The organism is Nonomuraea sp. NPDC052129, from assembly GCF_040680095.1.
Taxonomy (GTDB): Bacteria; Actinomycetota; Actinomycetes; order Streptosporangiales; family Streptosporangiaceae; genus Nonomuraea.
The window spans coordinates 175,257-194,191 of sequence record NZ_JBFAVX010000015.1 but is presented as its reverse complement, the minus strand read 5'-3'; the positions used below and the strand labels follow the sequence as shown (position 1 = coordinate 194,191).

At 70.0% G+C, this 18,935-nt stretch carries 20 protein-coding genes and 2 pseudogenes; 8 read left to right on the top strand and 14 right to left on the bottom strand.

Features of this window, described 5'->3' with window-relative positions; all coding sequences use genetic code 11:
* Window positions 1–2: 2 nt before the first annotated feature.
* A complete protein-coding gene (locus AB0L53_RS30385) occupies window positions 3–479 on the bottom strand; it encodes a DUF2283 domain-containing protein (RefSeq protein ID WP_364000860.1) in 477 nt (158 codons plus the stop codon).
* Window positions 480–615: 136 nt separating this feature from the next.
* On the opposite strand from AB0L53_RS30385, the gene pyrF reads away from it, so the two are divergent.
* Together pyrF and AB0L53_RS30375 are read left to right on the top strand one after the other, a co-directional pair.
* On the top strand, window positions 616–1,422 hold the full coding sequence (pyrF, locus tag AB0L53_RS30380) for an orotidine-5'-phosphate decarboxylase (protein WP_358546367.1): 807 nt from the start codon (window positions 616–618) through the stop codon (window positions 1,420–1,422).
* A gap of 272 nt (window positions 1,423–1,694) precedes the next feature.
* Window positions 1,695–1,745, top strand: a pseudogene (locus AB0L53_RS30375) (hypothetical protein); the annotation flags it as partial.
* Window positions 1,746–1,780: 35 nt separating this feature from the next.
* Here the strand turns inward: AB0L53_RS30375 and leuA are convergent.
* Window positions 1,781–3,439, bottom strand: a pseudogene (leuA, locus tag AB0L53_RS30370) (2-isopropylmalate synthase); the annotation flags it as partial.
* 206 nt (window positions 3,440–3,645) lie between these two features.
* Here leuA and AB0L53_RS30365 point away from each other — a divergent pair.
* Window positions 3,646–4,341, top strand: a complete 696-nt coding sequence (locus AB0L53_RS30365) for an FCD domain-containing protein (RefSeq protein WP_364000858.1) — start codon at window positions 3,646–3,648, stop codon at window positions 4,339–4,341.
* 169 nt (window positions 4,342–4,510) lie between these two features.
* A complete protein-coding gene (locus tag AB0L53_RS30360; RefSeq protein WP_364000855.1) occupies window positions 4,511–5,782 on the top strand; it encodes an esterase-like activity of phytase family protein in 1,272 nt (423 codons plus the stop codon).
* A gap of 45 nt (window positions 5,783–5,827) precedes the next feature.
* On the opposite strand, the gene AB0L53_RS30355 is transcribed toward AB0L53_RS30360, so the two are convergent.
* Both AB0L53_RS30355 and AB0L53_RS30350 read right to left on the bottom strand, forming a co-directional pair.
* Window positions 5,828–6,052 carry a DUF397 domain-containing protein gene (locus AB0L53_RS30355; RefSeq protein ID WP_357959485.1) on the bottom strand — a complete coding sequence of 75 codons (225 nt, stop codon included), beginning with the start codon at window positions 6,050–6,052 and terminating at the stop codon, window positions 5,828–5,830.
* Window positions 6,039–6,860 carry a helix-turn-helix transcriptional regulator gene (locus AB0L53_RS30350; RefSeq protein ID WP_364000851.1) on the bottom strand — a complete coding sequence of 274 codons (822 nt, stop codon included), beginning with the start codon at window positions 6,858–6,860 and terminating at the stop codon, window positions 6,039–6,041. Before AB0L53_RS30350 ends, AB0L53_RS30355 begins: the two co-directional genes overlap by 14 nt.
* 238 nt (window positions 6,861–7,098) lie before the next feature.
* Between AB0L53_RS30350 and AB0L53_RS30345 the strand changes: the two genes are divergently transcribed.
* Window positions 7,099–7,509, top strand: a complete 411-nt coding sequence (locus tag AB0L53_RS30345) for a hypothetical protein (RefSeq protein ID WP_364000848.1) — start codon at window positions 7,099–7,101, stop codon at window positions 7,507–7,509.
* A gap of 54 nt (window positions 7,510–7,563) precedes the next feature.
* Here the strand turns inward: AB0L53_RS30345 and AB0L53_RS30340 are convergent, their stop codons facing one another.
* Entirely contained in the window at window positions 7,564–7,851 is a 288-nt protein-coding gene (locus tag AB0L53_RS30340) for a hypothetical protein (RefSeq protein WP_364000845.1), read from the bottom strand.
* Window positions 7,852–8,042: 191 nt separating this feature from the next.
* Between AB0L53_RS30340 and AB0L53_RS30335 the strand changes: the two genes are divergently transcribed.
* The 3 genes from AB0L53_RS30335 to AB0L53_RS30325 all read left to right on the top strand — a co-directional run bounded on the left by AB0L53_RS30335 (window position 8,043) and on the right by AB0L53_RS30325 (window position 9,319).
* Window positions 8,043–8,402: a hypothetical protein gene (locus AB0L53_RS30335; protein WP_364000842.1), complete on the top strand. Its 360-nt coding sequence runs from the start codon at window positions 8,043–8,045 to the stop codon at window positions 8,400–8,402.
* A gap of 26 nt (window positions 8,403–8,428) precedes the next feature.
* Window positions 8,429–8,827, top strand: coding sequence for a helix-turn-helix transcriptional regulator (locus tag AB0L53_RS30330; protein WP_364000839.1), 399 nt, complete (start codon window positions 8,429–8,431; stop codon window positions 8,825–8,827).
* 108 nt (window positions 8,828–8,935) lie between these two features.
* Window positions 8,936–9,319: a hypothetical protein gene (locus AB0L53_RS30325; RefSeq protein ID WP_364000836.1), complete on the top strand. Its 384-nt coding sequence runs from the start codon at window positions 8,936–8,938 to the stop codon at window positions 9,317–9,319.
* Between the two features lie 56 nt (window positions 9,320–9,375).
* On the opposite strand, the gene rbsK is transcribed toward AB0L53_RS30325, so the two are convergent.
* Genes rbsK through AB0L53_RS30280 form a run of 9 tightly spaced genes read right to left on the bottom strand, consistent with a single transcriptional unit; the run spans window position 9,376 to window position 18,773 of the window.
* The gene (gene rbsK / locus AB0L53_RS30320; protein ID WP_364000833.1) at window positions 9,376–10,260 is read right to left on the bottom strand and encodes a ribokinase; all 885 of its coding nucleotides are present in this window, start codon (window positions 10,258–10,260) and stop codon (window positions 9,376–9,378) included.
* Complete coding sequence (locus AB0L53_RS30315; RefSeq protein WP_364000830.1) at window positions 10,257–11,591, bottom strand: ADP-ribosylglycohydrolase family protein; 1,335 nt, start codon at window positions 11,589–11,591, stop codon at window positions 10,257–10,259. The genes rbsK and AB0L53_RS30315 overlap by 4 nt, the downstream gene beginning before the upstream one ends.
* A gap of 40 nt (window positions 11,592–11,631) precedes the next feature.
* Window positions 11,632–12,771: an ADP-ribosylglycohydrolase family protein gene (locus AB0L53_RS30310; protein WP_364000827.1), complete on the bottom strand. Its 1,140-nt coding sequence runs from the start codon at window positions 12,769–12,771 to the stop codon at window positions 11,632–11,634.
* Window positions 12,768–13,736, bottom strand: coding sequence for an ADP-ribosylglycohydrolase family protein (locus AB0L53_RS30305; RefSeq protein WP_364000824.1), 969 nt, complete (start codon window positions 13,734–13,736; stop codon window positions 12,768–12,770). Before AB0L53_RS30305 ends, AB0L53_RS30310 begins: the two co-directional genes overlap by 4 nt.
* A gap of 6 nt (window positions 13,737–13,742) precedes the next feature.
* Complete coding sequence (locus tag AB0L53_RS30300; RefSeq protein WP_364000821.1) at window positions 13,743–14,705, bottom strand: ADP-ribosylglycohydrolase family protein; 963 nt, start codon at window positions 14,703–14,705, stop codon at window positions 13,743–13,745.
* Complete coding sequence (locus AB0L53_RS30295; RefSeq protein WP_364000818.1) at window positions 14,702–16,015, bottom strand: sugar ABC transporter substrate-binding protein; 1,314 nt, start codon at window positions 16,013–16,015, stop codon at window positions 14,702–14,704. The genes AB0L53_RS30300 and AB0L53_RS30295 overlap by 4 nt, the downstream gene beginning before the upstream one ends.
* Window positions 16,016–16,024: 9 nt before the next feature.
* A complete protein-coding gene (locus AB0L53_RS30290) occupies window positions 16,025–16,843 on the bottom strand; it encodes a carbohydrate ABC transporter permease (RefSeq protein ID WP_357656572.1) in 819 nt (272 codons plus the stop codon).
* The gene (locus AB0L53_RS30285; RefSeq protein ID WP_358435084.1) at window positions 16,840–17,748 is read right to left on the bottom strand and encodes a sugar ABC transporter permease; all 909 of its coding nucleotides are present in this window, start codon (window positions 17,746–17,748) and stop codon (window positions 16,840–16,842) included. Before AB0L53_RS30285 ends, AB0L53_RS30290 begins: the two co-directional genes overlap by 4 nt.
* A complete protein-coding gene (locus tag AB0L53_RS30280; protein WP_364000814.1) occupies window positions 17,745–18,773 on the bottom strand; it encodes a LacI family DNA-binding transcriptional regulator in 1,029 nt (342 codons plus the stop codon). The genes AB0L53_RS30285 and AB0L53_RS30280 overlap by 4 nt, the downstream gene beginning before the upstream one ends.
* Window positions 18,774–18,935 lie beyond the last annotated feature (162 nt).

Genomic DNA, 18,935 nt, shown 5'->3' with positions numbered 1-18,935 from the left:
GCTCAGAGGCGCATCTCTGACGGCATCGTCGTGGCCGCGTTGAGGAGTTCCACGCCGAGCAGTTCTCCCGACTCCGCGTAGTCGAGCACGACATCATCCGACAGGGTCTGCCGCACCGCCTCTCCTGGCACGATTTCGTGCTTCATCGCGATATAGGCGACGTCGTGTTCCTTCTCCCACCGGACGTACACCGTGTGCTCGCGTCCGTCGGGGGGCTCCTCGTCCCAGCTCAGCAACCCTTCCTTGGCCTCGTGCGAGCCGGCCAACGCGGCTCGCACCATGGTCATGGCGAGTTCGAGCGCCTGGAGCGAGTCGACGCCGGTGACCTTGCGATCGTGCTCCCACCCGGCGAGCCCGTCGATCCGGTAAGGGCACGACCACTCCCCCGTCGGCTCCTCGATCGGCAGCCCGATCGTGACGACGACCTCGCGTAGCGGCTCGGTGCGCAGCGTCAGCGTGCGGTGGGCGATCTCGTACATGTCAGCTGATCTACCCCGGAGGCGAACTCTGGAAGACTGGAGGCGAGAAGAGGCAGCCCATATCGCCATGGTCGAAAACCTTTCCCGCATCAGACCGGCGCCGTTAGTCTGCGTACGTCGCGAGGGGAGTCCAGTGGTGAATGAGTCGTTCGGGACACGGTTGCGGTCCAGGCTCGACAAGTACGGCCCACTCTGCGTAGGCATCGACCCCAGCCCGGCGCTGCTCGACGCGTGGGGGCTCGACGACTCCCCGGCCGGGCTGGAGCGATTCAGCCGTACGGTGGTCGACGCGATCGGCGACGTGGCGGCGGTGGTCAAGCCGCAGTCCGCGTTCTACGAGCGCTGGGGCAGCCGGGGCATCGCCGTGCTGGAGAGCGTCATCGCCGACCTGCGTGAGGCGGGCACGGTGGTGATCCTCGACGTCAAGCGGGGCGACATCGGCAGCACGATGGCCGCCTACGCCGAGGCGTACCTCGACCGGGGCAGCCCGCTCGCGGTCGACGCCGTGACGCTCAGCCCCTACCTCGGGTTCGGTTCGCTGGAGGGCGCGATCACGTCGGCCATCGCCAACGACGCCGGCGTCTTCGTCCTGGCGCGCACCTCCAACCCGGAGGCCGTGGCGCTGCAGACGGCGGTCGCGGGCGAGATCTTCGCGGGCGCCGCGGCGGCGAACGCGGGCCGCGCCCCGCTGGGCCCGGTCGGCGTCGTGATCGGCGCCACCCTCCCGTCGCTGGAGCATCCGCTGGAGCAGCTCAACGGCCCCATCCTGGCGCCGGGCCTGGGCGCGCAGGGCGCCGCTCCGGCCGACCTGGCCCGGCTGTTCGGTCCGGTACGGCAGGCGGTCGTGCCGTCGGTGTCACGGGCCGTGCTCGCCGACCCGGAGCGGATCCGCGAGCTGGTGCAGCGCTACCGCGACGACTGCGCCCGCCACCTGTCCTCCTGACGGGCTCCCTCCCGGACTAGGGACATCCCTAGGTTCCGTCCTGACGCGGCTCGTGCTCCGGCGTACTGATCATTGAGGTTCTGCCGCGGTGACCTCAGCCCCGCGGTCCTGGGCTGATCAGAACGGCCGGAGTCGAGGAGCCTTCATGCCCGCTTTCCCATACGCCGACGATCTCGCCGAAGAGCTGGCCGCGATGGCCGGGGAGGTTCTCCCCGACCCTGAACCTGGTCCCCAAGCCGCGCCGCGTGGCCTAAGCGACTGAAGCCGCTCGGTTGACTGCGGCTCGGTTGACGGCGGCTCGGTTGACGGCGGCTCGGTTGACGGCGGCTCGGTTGACGGCGGCTCGGTTGACGGCGGCTCGGTTGACGGCGGCGAGCAGAGCGCGGACGGAGGCGGTCAGCACGGAGGTGTCGCGGCCCGCTCCCCACCGGACCGTCTCCCCCACGCGCGCCTCCACGTAGGCGACGGCCTGACTGTCCTGGCCCGGCCCGGTGGCGTGCTGCGCGTAGTGGAGGATGTCGACCCCGCCCAGCGCCCCGGCCAGCGCCGACAGCGGGCCGTTGCCGGTCCCCCGCAGCTCGCCACCGCCGTCACGCCGGGTGCCGGTGAACTCGTGAACCCCCGGCCCGGACTCGGCGGTGCTCCAGTCGGCGAGCGCGTACGGCCCGTCGTCCGCCGGATCCAGGTATGCGGCCTGGAAGAGCCGCCACAGCTCCTCGGCCGTCATCTCCGCCCCGCTGCCGTCCGTGGCCCGCTGAACGACCGCCGAGAAGTCGATCTGCAGCCGTCGCGGCAGGTCGAGCCCCTGGTGGGTGCTGAGCAGGTAGGCGATGCCGCCCTTGCCCGACTGGCTGTTGACGCGGATCACAGCCTGGTAGTCGCGGCCCACGTCGGCGGGGTCGATCGGCAGATACGGCACCTCCCAGGGCGCCTGCTCCACGGGCACGCCCAGCTCGGCGGCCCGTTTGGCGTGGTGGGCCAGGCCCTTGCCGATGGCGTCCTGGTGGGTGCCGGAGAAGGCGGTGTAGACCAGGTCTCCGGCGTACGGGTGGCGGTCGGGTACGGGCAGCCGGTTGCAGTGCTCGACCGTACGGCGGATCGCGTCGATGTCGGAGAGGTCCAGCATCGGGTCCACGCCCTGAGAGTGCAGGTTGAGCGCGAGCGTGACCAGGTCGACGTTGCCAGTGCGCTCGCCGTTGCCGAACAGGCACCCCTCGACCCGCTGCGCCCCGGCCAGCAGCGCCAGCTCCGCGCAGGCGACGCCGGTGCCGCGGTCGTTGTGCGGGTGCACCGAGAGGATCACCGAGTCGCGGCGGGCCAGATGGCGGTGCATGTACTCGATCTGGTCGGCGTAGACGTTCGGGGTGGCGGTCTCGACCGTGGCGGGCAGGTTGTGGATGACCGGGCGGTCCGGGCTCGCCTCCCACAGGGCCGTCAGGTCGTCGCACACCTCCAGGACGTAGTCGGGCTCGGTGAGGTTGAACACCTCCGGCGAGAACTCGTACCTGATCGGCGGCCCGGGACGGGCGTCGGCCAGGCGAGCGACGTGCCCGGCGGCGTCCTTGATGAGGGCGCGCAACGCCTGCCTGTCGTGACCGAGCACCACGTCACGCCAGACGGGTGCGGTCGCCGTGTAGAGGTGAACGACGACGCGCGGCAGCCCCTCGACGGAGGCGAAGGTCCGCTCGATCAGGTCGCGCCTGGCCGCGGTGAACACGACGATCGTCACGTCCTCCGGCACCGCCCCCGGCACGGCCAGGTCGCGGACGAAGTCGAAGTCCGTCTGGCTGGCCGACGGGTAGCCGACCTCGATCTCCTTGAAGCCCATGGCCACCAGCAGCTCGAACATCCGCCGCTTGCGGGCCGGGTCCATCGGCTCGGCCAGTGCCTGGTTGCCATCGCGCAGGTCCACGGGCACCCAGAGCGGCGCCTGTTCGATGCGCCGCGCGGGCCAGCCGCGCTCGGTCAGCGGCACCTCGACGCGCCGGTGGGCGGGCTGGTAGCGGTGGTACGGCATGGCGCTGGGGCGTTGCGGGTTCCAGTCGTGCACGGGGTTTCCTTCCGGTCGTTCTCAGGGGTTCGACCGGCACTGCGGAGCCACCGCGGCGGGGTGCCGGTCGATTCAGGCCCCGCCGCGGCGGCCGAGAAGGAGACCACGTGACGTCATGCCGGGTACACTAACCACAACACAGGTCCTCAGACAACCTGAGAGGTTCACTCGCGATGCCGCTCGGCACCCTCCGTCCCAGCCCTCTGGTCGAACAGGCCACCGAGCACCTGCGCGAGCAGATCACCGGCGGCCACTGGCCGGTCGGCACCCGGCTCCCCGGCGAGAACGCCCTGGCCAAGACCCTCGGCGTGGGCCGCTCCACCGTCCGCGAGGCGCTGCGCGCGCTGGCGGGCGCCGGGCTGGTGCAGGCCCGCCAGGGCAGCGGCGTGTTCGTCATCGCCACCGAACCGGCCGCCGACTGGCCCACCCGCCTGCGCCGGGCCGCGATCACCGACGTCTACGAGGTGCGGATGATGGTCGAGACCCAGGCCGCCCGCCTGGCCGCCGCCCGCCGTACCGACGAGGACCTCGCCTCACTTGAGGCGGCCCTGCAGGCGCGGCGGACGGCGGCCGGAGGCGACGACGCGGGGTTCGTGGACGCGGACATCGCGCTGCACGCGGCGGTCGTGGCGGCGGCGCGCAACCCAGTGCTCGACGACCTGTTCGCCGAGTTCGCCCCGGCACTGCGGGGTCGGCTGGTGGACGTGGTGGAGCTGCTCGGCCTGCGGGAGACCGAGCCCAATCCCGGCGACGACGCGCATGCCGCGCTGGTGGACGCCATCCGGGAGGGGGACGGGCAGGCGGCGAGCGACATCCTCCAGGCGGAGCTGGAACAGACGCTGGCCATGCTTCATCGCAACGCCGTCTGACAATCGGCTCGGTCCATCGGGAGCGTCAACCAACAGGACCAACGGTGCTGCCGCTGTGCGGCGGGCCGTCGCGACTTCGGGTGGGCCTGTTCATCGGCGCTTCAACAATTGGACGTTTGACGTCATTAGGGTCAGGACGCTCGTATTCGCCGGTGTGAAAGGCCGTGCCATGTTCCGTCCCGTACTCGTGGGTCTGGCGCTCGTCGTGGGCCCGGCGGTCACCGCCGCCCCCTCCTTGGCCGAGGCCGCGCCGCGGCCCGTGGTGGTCAAGGACGTGAGCATCCCGCCCGTACCCCTCAAGGACCTGCAGCGGTCCATCGCCGACGATCGCGGGGTCAAGCTGGGCGGGGTCGGCAGCGGGCTGTTCCCGGCCGGGCGGCGCGGGGACTACTGGATGGTCACCGACCGTGGCCCCAACGGGCAGGTGGGCGCGGACAAGCGCCGCACGTTCCCCATTCCGGAGTTCGCCCCCGCGATCGTGCAGGTGGCCACCCGGTTCGGCGTCGAGATCAAGAAGTACGTCCCCCTGGTCGGCACCTCCGGCAAGCCGATCACCGGGCTCAGCAACCAGGCCGGCCACGACGAGGTGCCCTACACCTGGGACGGCCAGACCGCGCTGCCGTACAACCCGAGCGGGGTGGACACCGAGGACCTGGTGCGGACCCCGCGCGGCGACTTCTGGCTGGTCGACGAGTACGGGCCGTCGCTGCTGCACGTCTCCGAGCGGGGGCGAGTGCTGGCGCGCTACGTCCCCAAGGGGCTCAACCTCACCGGCGCCGACTACCCGGTCAAGGAGACGCTGCCGGCCATCCTCGCCTCCCGCCAGCAGAACCGCGGGTTCGAAGGGCTGGCGATCGACGGCGACACCTTGTACCTCGCGGTGCAGAGCCCGCTGGCCAATCCGGACAAGAAGACCGGCAAATCCTCCCGCGTCGGCCGGATCCTCACCTTCAGCATCCGCGCGGCGCGGGTGACCGGCGAGTACGCCTACCGCTTCGAGGACGTCACGACCTTCGACCCCAAGGTGAACGGCGACCAGAGCGAAATGAAGGTCTCCGGCCTGGCGCACGTGGGCGGCCGCCGGCTGCTGGTGGACGAGCGGACCGACAACGTCGCCCGCATCTACCAGATCGACCTGGCCAAGGCCACGAACCTGCTGGGCGGGCGGTATGACGACCCGGCCACCGCGCCGTCGCTGGAGGCGCTGGCCGACCTGGGGGATGTCAAGGTTCCGGCCAAGTCGCTCGTCGCCGACCTGTCCGAGGTCGCCCCCACTCTGCCTGGCAAGGTCGAGGGCATCGCCCTGCTCGACCCGCGGACGCTCGTGGTCGCCAATGACAACGACTTCGGGCTCGGCGAGTTCGGGGCGGACGGGCGGCTGGTGGACAGCGGCGTTCCCAGCCGGATCGTCACCATCCGCCTGCCGCGCCCGGTTCGCTAAAGGATGTGCGGGCCCCGGCGATTACCGGGGCCTTCACTTGGGAGGTCAGATGTCGAACTCGCCCAGTTTCGCGCCGCCCACGAAGGCGCGGAAGACGCCACCTCGCAAGATCAGCGGCTCGACGTCGGGCTGCTCAGAGTCTCTGATCGCGTATCGGTCGCCGCTCAGTTTGGCCGCGTAGAGGCAGTCGCCTCCGTTTGAACCCGAGAGAGTGGATTTCGTCCACTCAGCGGCCGCCAGTTCGGCGCGCAGCTCGTCACTGATCTTCATACTTTGCCGCCACCTCACGTACTAGTCGCTCGCTCACGTGTATGGGATGAGCCCATTTGTGGATCGCGTCGTATCTGACATTAACCCTTCGGACCATCTCCTCGCGATCGGATACGGAGCCCTGTTCAGCGCTGTCGAGGTAGATGTGATCTGGCATGCCCTGGCCTTGAGCCAGGGCGAAGCCGCCAAGCAAACCCGGCGTCGCCCCCACGCCGAGGGGGACGATCTGGATTGAGATGAAGGGGGTGGCCATCATTCTCAGCAGGTGTTCGAGTTGTTCCCGCATCACCTCGGCACCCCCGATGGGGCGGATCAGAGCGCACTCGTCGAGCAGGGCCCAGTACATCGGCGGCTCGTCGCGGTCGAACACCGCCTGACGCTGAAGCCGGGTCGCGACGGCCTCCTCGATCCAGTCCTGGGTGACTCCCGGCTCGGCGGAGAGGATCGCTCGCGCGTACGCGGCCGTCTGCAGCAGGCCCGGAACGACAAGAGGTTGCCAGGCTCGGATGGTATGGGCGTTTTCTTCTACCTTTGGCCACTCTCTGAACCACTTCGGCCCCGACATCCTGCTGATGGGCAGCAGCCGAAGCAATTCCCCATTCAGGTCCAGGGCCGTCTCGGCCGCGAGGGTGAATTGCCGGGTCGGGTTGCGCTTGCCGCGCTCGATCAGGCCGATCAAGCTCTCGCTGCACGGGATCAGCGCCCCCATGGCCATCTGAGAGAGGCCGACCGCCATTCGGGCTTCCTTGAGGACCGCACCGTAGGAGTTCTGCTCGTCTGGAGATGGGGCCTGTTCATCCACGGACATGCCACGCTCCTCGAAATGCTCCGGACCGCTCTTCCCGACATCGCACATACAAAAACTCAACGCGACTGTCTGGATACGAACAGCTGGTTGCTGAATACAAAGCTAGCCGGGAAGCGGCACTCTGGCGATGTTTCTCGGAGCACAGACAGGCCGTCCGGACATGTCCGCTGCATTCTGTCTGGTTAATAAACCGGATAATCCAGCCGCATTCCGGACAGAACATGGACGGTGACAGGGAATGACTCGCGAACCGCTGAGGAAAACGACCGAACCCTCAGAACCTCATCCACGCCATTCGCCGATCAGCGAAAGTGCCGCGGCCGAGCATGACCAGGCCCTGGCCAAGCTGCGGGTCCTGCTGACCAGGCGCGGGATACACAGTTACGTCGTCGAGTGGCTCAAGCTCACGCTCCGCTCCGCGCCCTTTCCCGCCGACGCGCTCAGCAGCCTGGATCGGTATCCCCCGGAACTCGTGGTCTTCGCTCCCCAGGGGTGGCGGGTCGCCACGGTCCGCATAGCCGCCGACCGGTCAGCGGCGTACATCGTGGAAGTGGCGCGAATAGGAGAAGATCACGGCGTGATGCCGGACATTCGCTATATCGTCCCCTCGGGAAAACCGGCAAAAGCCGCCGCTTTGATCCCCGGCTAATCCCCGCCGTCGGATCTGGCCTCTTTGACGGCGGGGGTGCGGCAAGGGCTGCCGTCAGCCGGTGGGACCCGCTTCGGGCCGCACCTCCTTTTCGCCGCCGTCGCCAGCCTCCTCGCCAGCCTCTTCGCCGGTTTCGGCACGCCTTTCGGCGTCAACTGCGGCCTCGGCCTCAGGCTCGGGAGCGGTTATCTCGGGCGTGGGGATCGCGGGGTTCGTGTCGGTGTCGGGCCAATCGGCGGGTACGGGGCGGGGCGCCTTCGGGGTGCCGGCCCCTGACCGCTCCGCCACCACGTCGCTCTCGCCACCATCCCGGTTCACCGCATCAGGCAGGTCTTCATTCATCACCCCCACCTGCCCACCGAACTCCACTCCAACAGTCCGCAGGGACAATCTTCAGTACGCGGCTTTGAAGCCCATATGGGGTGAGCTTAGGCACATCTTTGCCTCTTCCATACGCGCGCTTGTGTCGATCTTTGCCTGTACATTCGGATGCCAGCGATGGCGCTGCGACTGGCGGTAGAGGGGTGCCTGTATTGGAACGGTCCAAGACTAGGTGGCAGTTCTACACCACCCCCGCTGGGGCTGAAGTCGTCAGCAAAGAGATCCACGATGTCCTCCAGGGCAAGCCTCCCCTCCTCGAGCTGGGCCACCTGATGTGGCGGATTGAGCACGACAGCGTCCTAGATCGAGATGTGCGCCCTCTGGGCAGAGGGCTCAGCGAGGCCCGGCTGAGCTACGGGGGTGACGAGTATCGCCTGTACTACGCGGTGCTCACAGACGGGAAGCACCTTCTACTCGGTCTCAAGTTTCATAAGAAGGGCGGCAATGGGGCGCAGGAACGAGCGATCGAACGAGCGAGGGATCGGCTGGCCGAATGGCAGCGCAGGATATAAGGTAGAACCGATAAAGGGAGGTAGGCGTGGACCGCGACATCGCCGCACTGCTCGGTATCGACCCGGATGATCCCGAGGTTCAGCGTGAGAACGCAGCCATCGAGCGAGACGTGCGTCTCATCGAGACCCTGGTCGGGGTCCGCAAGCAACTGGGGCTGACACAGGCTGACGTGGCCGACAAGATGGATCGCAGCCAGCCCGCCGTGTCGGACTTCGAGCGCCTTGGCGGAGATCCCCGCTTGTCCACCATCCGTCGCTACGCACTCGCGATAGGTGCTGATGTCTTCCATGTCGTGAAGACGCCCGGCACTACCTATGGCACCACATCGACATCAGCGCGCGTGGTGATCGAGGGCCTCACTGGCACTGTGTCCCCACCCCCTACGCGTTCCGCAGGGGCACTCGAATTGAAGAGAGCTGTCTAGTAAATGCAGGGCTTCCTAGTCCTAGGCGACGCAGCCAGCACCGATGGGGCCACCGGAAAGATCAACCTGCTCGGAGCGGGCTGGTCTGTGACAGGGCCCATGGTCTCAATGTCCGCTGTTGCAGGTTTTTTGCGCGTCCCGCGGGAGGATCTGGGGGAGAAGATCCGCTTCGCCCTGCATCTTCTGGACGAGGAGGGGCAACCTGTCCGCCCATTCGCGGACAGTGACGGAACGCTCTCCTTCACCGGTGAGATCACACCGGACGCTGAACGGTTGGAGCCGATGGCGACCCGAGTCCCCTTCAATCTCAGCTTCGCCATCCCGATTCCGCCCCTGCCTCTAGTAGCGGGTCGTGTCTATGAGTGGGTCATGGAAGCGGACGAGACCAGGGTCGCTTCCGTGCAATTCGCGGTCAGAGCCGAACTGCCGGTGAATGGTGCACAGGCAGAGACGTCAGAAGCGGCACGGAAGCCGGGTTCCCGAATTAAGTGACGCACGGCCCTGCTGGCATTCCTGCCGCAGGGCATCCACCCCCCACCTGCCCAGCATCAGGCGAGCGAGTCGTCGATCTCCGCGCGGGTGGGCATCGACGTGCTCGCGCCCTCGCGCTGCACCGACAGCGCCGCCGCCACCGAGGCGAAGCGGAGGGCGGGGGCGGCGGGGAGGCCCTCGGCGCGAGCCACCGCGAGCGCGCCGACGAAGGTGTCGCCCGCCGCCGTGGTGTCCACCGCCTTCACCTTCACGGCGGGTACGCGCAGCCGCTCGCCCGACCGTGAGCCGTACAGCGCCCCTTCGGAACCGAGTGTGATGACGGCCTCCGGGACCCGCGCGAGCAGCGCCTCCAACGCCGCCTCGGCCGAGTCGGTCCCGGTGATGTCGGCGGCCTCGTGTTCGTTCGGCACGATCAGCGTGACCGCGTCGAGCAGCGCGTCCGGCAGCGGCTGGGCGGGCGCGGGGGTGAGGATCACCGGTACATCCGACACCTGCCCGGCCTGCGCGGCGGCGACCACCGCGGCCATGGGCAGCTCCAGCTGGAGCAGCAGCGCCCGGGAACCGGCGATCACCGCGACGTCGTCCTCGGTGGGCCCGGTGACGGTGCCGTTGGCGCCGGGCACCACGATGATCGAGTTGCCGCCTTCGTCGTCGACCACGATGTGCGCGATGCCGCTCGGCCCGGGCACCTGCCGCAGCTGGGCGACCTCCACTCCGGCCGCGGCCAGGGTGGTGCGCATCTCGGAGCCGAAGCCGTCGTCGCCCACCGCCCCCAGGAACGCCACCACGGCGCCCGCGCGGGCCGCCGCGATGGCCTGGTTGGCGCCCTTGCCGCCGGGGATGGTACGGAATCCGCGCCCGGTGACCGTCTCGCCCCGCTTGGGGGCCTGGGACACGTAGGCGACGAGGTCCATGTTCGCGCTGCCGAAGACCGAGATCATGCCCTCATCATCTCCTGTGTACGGCGCGCCAAATCGCCCAGCCCCACCCCATCGAAGCCGGTCAGGCTGCTGGCCAGGGTGTCGCGCATCCTCCACCGCTCCGGGACCCCGCCGTTCAGCGCGCCCGCGACCGACCCGGCCGTGGCGCCCGCCGAGTCGGTGTCCCAGCCGCCGGCGACCGCTCCGGCGATGGTGGCGGTGAAGTCGCCCCGGCCGTGGATCAGCGTGGCGGCGACCAGGGCGGCGTTGTTGATCGTGTGCACCCAGTGCAGGGCGCCGTGCCGCTCGTGCAGCCGGTTGACGACCCGCTCGAAGTCACTCTCCGCCGAGGCGTCCTCTGCCGCCTGCCGTACCGCCTGGTGGAGCCGTGATCGCGGCGGGACGACGGACAGCCCGGCCTCGATCACCTCGGCGGCGGAGGCGGCGACCAGGGAGCTCGCGCACATGGCGGCGGCGAACATGGCGCCGTAGATCCCGTTCGCGGTGTGGGTGAGGCGGGCGTCGCGCCAGGCGTACTCGGCCGCAGTGGCCGGATCGCCGGGATTGACCCACCCGTACACGTCGGTCCTGATCAGCGCGCCGATCCACTCGCGGAACGGGTTGCGGTACGTCGCCGTCTCCGGCACCTCTACCCCGGCCAGCAGGTTGCGGTAGGCGACGCGTTCGGCCGTGAACGTACGGCCGGCGGGCAGCTCGTCGAGCCACAGCTTGGCCACGTCGTCGGTGGTGAAGCCGCGGCCGTGCCGTTCCAGGACGGACAGGGCGAGCAGCGGGTAGTTCAGGTCGTCGTCCTCGGGGACCCCGTCGATGTTCTCGGCCAGCGAGTTGACGGCGCTGCGCCGGTTCCACGGCCAGCGTTCGGCGATGTCGCCGGGCAGGCCCTTGGCGGTGAACCAGCCGGTGATGGGCCAGTTGCCGGTGGCCTCGGCGATCTCCCTGATGCCCGCGCGGGGGATCTTCTCGACCGGCTTGCCGAGCACGCAACCGGCCGCCCGGCCCTGCCAGGCCCCCAGCACGCGGGTCACATCGACCTGCCGGGGAGCAGTGGGCGCGGGCCAGTTCGGGCAGGCGGCGATGATGGCGGGCAGGTCGGACGGCTCGTCGGAATCGAGCGGCGACGAGATGGCGGCCAGCTCGTCCAGCAGGTCCTCGGCGAGCGGCCGCAGCCTGAGCGCGCCCGGCTCGGAGGCCCCGGCGCGCGGCGGGGCGTCGTGACCGCCCGCCGCGTGCCACCGCTCAGCGATGTCGCGCACGTCCCTGCCGTCCTCGGCGGCCTGGCGCAGCTCATGGCCCACCAGGTCCTCGGGCTGCACCCAGGTCAGGCGGATCATCGGCCCACCAGCCCTTCCGACCGCGCTCGGTTGAGGCGGATCATTGGCCGTCGAGGGCGGCGAAGGCGGATTCGACGGCGCGGCGGCGGGCCGCGTCGTCGGCGTGCACCCGGCGGGCGACCTCGGCGATCACCCGGCCGGGCGCCTCCAGGTCGGTACGGCTCGCCTCGGCCACCTGCGAGACCCATTCGCCCGGAATCGAGCCGAGCCCGCCCAGAGCGCCGGCGATGGCACCGCCCATGGACGCGATCGAGTCGGCGTCGCGGCCGTAGTTGACGCCGCCGAGCACGGTGTCGCGGTAGTCGCCCTTGGCCACCACGAGGAAGCCCAGCGCCAGCGGCAGCTCCTCGATGCTGTGCACCCGGCTCGGCCGCCGCGCCCCGAGACCCTGGTCGCGGTAGGTGTCGGCGACCGTGTCGAACGGCCGCATGGCCGCCCGCAGCGTCTCGAACGACCCGTCCCAGTGGCCGAGCCCAGAGGCCGCCTCGCAGACCGCCTCGATGGCCGCTCTGGTGCCGTCCTTGGCCAGCCGCAGGCAGGTGGCCACCACGGAGTCGAAGGTCGCGCCGGGCCGCATGGCCTCGGCGACGGCCGCCGCCATGACGCCGGCGGCCTCCCGGCCGTAGCTCGACTGGTGGGCGCCGGTCAGGTCGATGGCCTCGGCGTAGGCGGCGTCGGGGTCGGCGGCGTTGACGATGCCGACCGGCGCCACGTACATGGCCGCGCCGCAGTTGACGATGTTGCCGACACCGGCCTCGCGCGGGTCCACGTGGCCGTAGTGCAGCCGGGCGACGATCCACTTCTCGGCCAGGAAGATCCGCTGGAGCGGCAGCGCCTCGGCCTCCAGCTCGGGGATCCACCGGCGCTCGCCCATGAGCTCGGGTACGAAGTGCTCGGCCATCGAGTACGCCCCGAGGTGACCCGCGACCTTCTCGTAGACGCGGATGAGCGCGTGCGTCATGAGGGTGTCGTCGGTGATGTGGCCGTCGCCCTTGTGATAGGGGGCGATGGGCCGGGCGTTGCGCCAGTCCTCGTTGTACGGGGGCACGATGCCCTCCACGTGCCCGCCGTACCTGGTGGTGATCTGTTCGGGAGTCCAGCCCTCGGTGGCGCCGCCCAGCGCGTCACCGACCGCCGCCCCCGCCACGCAGCCGGTCGCCCTGTCCTCAAGCGGCGTCATGCGAGTTCCTCCAAGAGTTCGATGAGATCTTTTCCTGCCAGTTCCGGCAGACAGCAGCCTGCCAGTGTGCGCGCCGACGCGGTCCACCCCTCCGGGATCGCGTCGAGCCCGCCGCACGCTCCGGTGAGCGCCCCGGTGAGCGCGGGCGCCGAGTCGGCCAGCGTGGCCAGGCACGCGGCGGCCGGTACGGCCGCGCTCAGGGCGCCGCCCGCCACTTCGGCCAGCGCCAGCGCCACGGGCACCGTCTGCGCGGCGCCCACCCCGTAGCTGTAGACGTGGTCGAGCAGCGCGGCGTCGAGCGCGGGCACGGCGGCGAACGGGTCGCCCGCCTTCCGCGCCACGTCCAGCGCCAGCCGGGCGTTGTGCCCGATGGCGGTGTCAGGCGGCAGTACGGCCAGCGCCGCCTCGGCCGCCGCGGTGGCCGAGCCCGTCGCCACCGCCTCGGCCACCGCGGCCGCCATGGCCAGGGCCCCGAGCAGCCCGTCACCGGCGTTGGTCACCTGGGCGTCCTCGGCCGGGTCACGGCCGAGCGCGCCGAAGGCGACGGCCCTGATGGCGGCGGCGTCGTCGAAATGGTGTGGGTTGTCGTGGCCGCTGGCCGGGGGCTCGACGCCCTTGGCCAGGTTGCCGAGCGCGGTGGCCACCGAGATGCGCGCCCGGATGTCCTCGCGGCCCACCAACTCGCCGAACGCCTCGGCACGTGGCCGGTCGATGGTACGCACCGTCCAGGCGAGCCACTCGGCGTCGTCGGACGGGCCGACGGCCAGCGGCGCCACGGGCTGGTTCAGTGCGAACGGCACCGGCAGCGTGGTCACCCGGTGCTCCTCCGCGAACGTGTCGAGCTCGCGCAGCAGCCGCCTGCTCCATGGCGCGTGCAGCGCCGACCGGTGCCTGGTGGCGGGCCAGCCCACGGCGTCTCCCACGGCGAGCCCGACGAAGGCTCCCGCGATCCTGTCCCCCGACATGAGTTCCTACAGTCCTTCCGCCAGTTCGTCGGCGACGTCCAGCACGTGCCTGCCGGCCACGACGGGCAGGCATTTGCCCGTTACGGGGCCTATCCTGCTCGCCCAGCGTTCCGGTACGCCGTCCCGCCCCTGTCCGGCACCCGCGATGGCGCCGGCGATGGCGCCGATGGTGTCGGCGTCGCGGCCGAGACTCACCCCGAAGGTGACGGTCGCCTCGATGTCGCCGCCGCCCGCGAGGTAGGCGGCGAGGGCGAGCGCCACGGCCTCGGGCGCCACGTCGGTCCACGGGTAGTGCTGGACCACCACGGCTTGGTGAAGCGCTTCGACGATATGCGGCTCGTCTTGGTCCGAAGTGATCACGTCGCGGGCCCGGACGATGTCACGGGCCGTCCACGAGTCCGCGGGGATCACCGACAGCGCGGCGGCCACCACATCACGCGGCGCGGCCCCGGTCATCGCCGCGGCCACCGCCCCGGCGACGGCCCGGCCGCCCAGCACGCCTTCACCCGACTGGCTGACCCGGCCGTCCTCCTCGACGAGCCGGGCGGCCTCCGCCGGATCGCCGGGGCAGAACACGCCGTACGGCGCTGCCCGCATTGCCAGCCCGTCGGACCAGCCGTGCTGATGGACGAGCCCGGTCAGCGGCGGTTCGAGCCCGCGCCTGAGCGCCTCGATGGTGCCGAGCTCGGAGAACCCGGCGCCGCGCATCGGCCCGGTCACCAGCGGGATGATCTCCGTACGGTAGGCGTGAGCCACGTCGGCCGAGGTCAGCGCGTGCCCGTGCCGTACCAGCAGCGAGGAGGCGAAGATGGCGTACTCGGTGTCGTCCGTGCCCCCGCCTTCGATCTCGGTGAGCCGGCCCCACCGCCGGCGGATCTCCGCCGGCGTGAGGTTCTCCGCGGGCGCCCCGAGGGCGTCGCCGGCCGCCAGGCCGAGCAGACACCCCCGGGCCCTGTCGCGATAAGTCACCGCTGGTACCGCTCCAACACCTTGTTGCCGTCCGCCACCAGCTTCGCCGCCGCGTCGTCGATCGAGATCTTGTTGGCGAAGTACTGCTGCAGGACCGGCGTGGCGACCTTGCTCTTCCACTCGTCGAACCCGTTGACCTTGAGGAACGGCGCCACGACGAGGTTCTTGGCGGAGGCGGTGGCCACGTCCCAGCCGTTCTCCTTGGTGGTCATCGCCGGGTCGGCGGCGGCCTTGGCGGAGGTGGGCAGCAGCCAGTCGCCCTTGGCGAGCTTGGCCTGGTTGGTGCCGTTGAGGAAGAAGGAGATGAACTTCAGCGACTCCTCCGCGTGCTTGCTGTCGGCGGCGACGGACAGGGTCTGCGAGACCGCGCCCTGGTCGCCGGTGGTGCCCTTCAGCGGCGGGAGGGTGACCCAGTCGAAGCCCTTGGGGGCCTGCTCGACGACCTGCTGGCGCAGGTAGACGCCGACCGGCAGCATCGCGTACTTGCCGGCGAAGAAGCCGGGCAGCGGGTCGGCGGTGCCCATGCCGAGCGCCGAGGTGTCGGCGGACTTGTCCTTGTAGAGCTGGTCGTGGATGCGCTGGAGGACCTGCTTCTCCTCCGGGCCCACCTTGACGGTCGTCTTGCCGTCGGTGGTCTGGAAGAAGGTGCCGCCGAAGTTGAGCGCCAGGTTCAGCGTCTTGTTGACGGGCGACTTCATGGGCCAGGCCACGCCGAAGGAGCCGCTCTTGGTGAGCTTCTTGCTGACCTCGGCGAACTCGTCCCACGTCCACGGGTCGTCGGAGGTGGGAACGCGGTGGCCGACGGTGTCGAGCAGCTTCTTGTTGGCGATGATGACCTGCGACTCCTGCAGGAACGGCACGCCGTACACGCCCTGGTTGCCCTTGCCGTCGTCGAAGGTGACGGTGTCCCAGGCGGGCTGCGGGATGTCGCTCTTGAGGTCGGCGGGCACCTTGTCCTTGATGTCGAGCAGGTAGCCCTTGGAGGCGAAGCCCGACAGGGCCGGGGAGTCGTCGTGGATGACGTCCGGCGGGTCGCCGCCCTCGAAGGAGGTGACGAGCTGGTCGTTGACGTTGTCCCAGCTGCCCTGGACGTAGGTGACCTGGATGGTCGGGTTGGCCTTGTTCCACTCGTCGACGAGCTGCTTGTTGGCCGCGACCGACTCCTTCTGCCAGGCGAGGCTGAGGAAGTTGAGCTTGACCGGCTCCCCGGGCTTGGCGGACTCGCCGGAGCCGGCGTCGCCACCGCCCCCGCCGCACCCGGCGGCCAGCGCGACGATCGCCGCCGCCGCCAACGCGGATTTGATACGCATAAGAGCCTCCTAGCCCTTCACAGCGCCGGCCATCAGGCCGGACCTCAGCCGTCGCTGGATGATTGCGAAAAAGATCAGGCTCGGGATCGTCGCCATGAGCGACGCCGCGGCCAGCGGGCCGAGCCTCGACACTCCCTCAGGGCCGGTGAACCTCACCAGCGTCAGCGGCAGCGTCATCACATCGGGGTCCTTGAGGACCACGAGCGCGAACAGGAACTCGTTCCACGAGGAGATGAACGAGAACAGCAGCGTCGCCACCACGCCCGGCGCGAGCAGCGGCGCGACGATGCTGACGATCGAGCGCAGGCGGGTCGCGCCGTCCATGGCCGCGGCCTCCTCCAGCTCGCGCGGCACGGAGCGCACGTACCCCTGGAGCATCCACAGCGCGAACGGCAGCGTGAACGTCACGTGCACGACCACCAGGCCGAACAGCGTGTTCACCAGGTCGAGCTGCTTGAGCACCATGAACAGCGGGATGATGATCAGGATGAACGGGAACACCTGGCTGACCAGCACCCACCCGAGCGCCACCCGCTTGAGCACGCCTTTGTAGCGGGCCAGGGCGTAGGAGGCGGGCAGCGAGACGGCGACCGTCAGCACGGAGCTGGACAGGGCCACGATCAGGCTGCGCAGCCCGGCTCCCACCAGGTCCTGCTCACCGAAGGCATCGCTGAAGTTGGCCAGCGTCGGCCGGTCCGGGATCCACGTCGGGTGCAGGTTGGCCATCTCCTGTGGCGTCTTGAGCGCCGTGGACAGCAGCCACACCAGCGGGAACGCCAGAAAGACCATGTAGGCCAGCAGTGCCGCGTACTGCGGGATCTTCTTCATGACGCCTCCCGCATCTGCCGCCAGAGATAGAAGCCGAGCAGGCCCAGCACGACGATCACGATGGTGACGCCCATGGTCGCCGCGTAGCCGAAGAAGCCGTAGCGGAACGCCTCCTCGTAGGCGAACAGCATCGGCAGCCTGGTCCGCCCGCCGGGCCCGCCCTGCGTCAGCACATAGACGAGGGTGAACTGGTTGACGTTCCACACGAAGTCGAGCGAGGTGATGGTGACGATCACGGGCCGCAGCTGCGGCAGCGTGATGCTCCAGAACTTCCGCCAGGTGGCCGCCCCGTCGACCTCGCCCGCCTCGTAGAGCTCCTTGGGGATGCCCTGCAGACCGGCCAGGAGGACGACCGTGGTCTGCGGCATGCCGCTCCAGACGCCCATGACGATGATGGCGGGCAGGGCCCAGGAGAAGTCGGCGAGCCAGTTGATGTCGGTGCCGAACGTGGTGTTCACGATCCCGGCGTCGGGGTGGTAGACCAGCCGCCACATCAGGCCTATGACCACCGGCGGCATCGCCCACGGCACCACGGCCAGCACCCGGGCCAGCCCCCTGAACCACAGCTTCTGGTTGAGCAGCAGCGCCAGCCCCAGGGAGGCCAGGAACTGCAGCACGGTCACCGACACGGCCCAGATCAGGCCGATCCTGATCGACGCCCAGAAGTCCTCGTCGGCCAGCAGCGTGCCGAAGTTCTCCAGGCCCACGAAGCTGGTGACGTGGTTGCGGCCCGACTCGGCGTCGGTGAAGGCCAGCCCGATGCCGTACAGCAGCGGGCCCACGCTGAACAGCAGCACCGGCACCAGTGCGGGCAGCATGAGCACCCACATCTCGCGGGTCTGCCGCGAGACGCCGCTGGGTCGCCTGCGCCGCGTCTGCGGGGGCCTGGTCGCGGTCGCCGTCATGAAGACCTTCCTCCCTCGGACGCCTCGCCTGCGGTGGACGCGCGGACCGCCAGGCGGGGCAGGACGGTGACCAGGCGGGGCTCGCGATCGCCGTTCTGCAGCCGGTCGAGCAGCAGCTCGGCGGCGGCCTTGCCGCGTTCGGCCGAGCCCAGCGAGACGCTGGTGAGCGACGGCCAGGAGGCGGCGGCCAGGTCGGTGTCGTCCATGCCGACCACCGCGACGTCCTGCGGCACCCGCTTGCCCGCCGCGCGCAGCACGTCAAGCGCGCCCAGGGCGATCAGGTCGTTGGCGCACATCAGCGCGTCGATGTCGGGCGCCCGCCGCAGCAGCGTCGCCACCGCGCGGCGGCCCTCCTCGCGGTAGAAGTCGCCGATCTCCACCAGCTTCTCCTCGTACGACAGGCCGACCGCCGCCAGCGCCTCCCGGTACGCGGCGCCGCGGGCGGCACCCGGAACGGTGTCGAGCGGGCCGTTGACCATGCCGATCCGGCGGCGGCCGAGCATGTGCAGGTGGTCGATGGCGAGCCTGACGCCGGTACGTGAGTCCGCGCGTACGTTGTCGACCGGCGTCCCGTCGGGCACCGAGCCGATGATCACGACCGGCGCCCGAGCGGCGGCGAGCATCCGCAGGTGCGCCTCGGTGACGCGCAGCGGGCTCATGATCAGCCCGTCGACGTAGCGCTCGCCGAGGCTGTGCAGCACGTCGATCTCGTCGGCGGCGACGGCGTCGGTCGAGTGCAGGACCAGCCGGTAGCCCGCCGCCTTGAGCACGGGCTGGATCTCGCGCAGCATGGCCAGGTAGGCCGGGTTGCCGATGTCGGCCATGGCGAAGGCGACCTGGTGCGTGCGGCGTGACTTGAGCGACCTGGCCACGGCGTTGCGCACGTAACCGAGCTCGTCGGCGGCGGCCATCACCTTGCGCACGGTCTCCTGCCTGGTCGGCAGGCCGTTCAGCACCCGCGAGACCGAGGCGATGGAGACGCCCGCGCGCTCGGCGATCGTGGTGATCGTGGGTCCGTCGGCCAAGGCTGTCCCTCCATGCGCGTCGAACGAATCCGTAAAATCGCTGTAAACGTTTACGGCGTGTGGGACATGAAACATGCACGTTACGCACGGGGTCAAGTCACGATCACATAACGCGAGGTCAACGAGCGCCGCCTGGCTCCAGACGGAGCCAGGCGGCGCTCG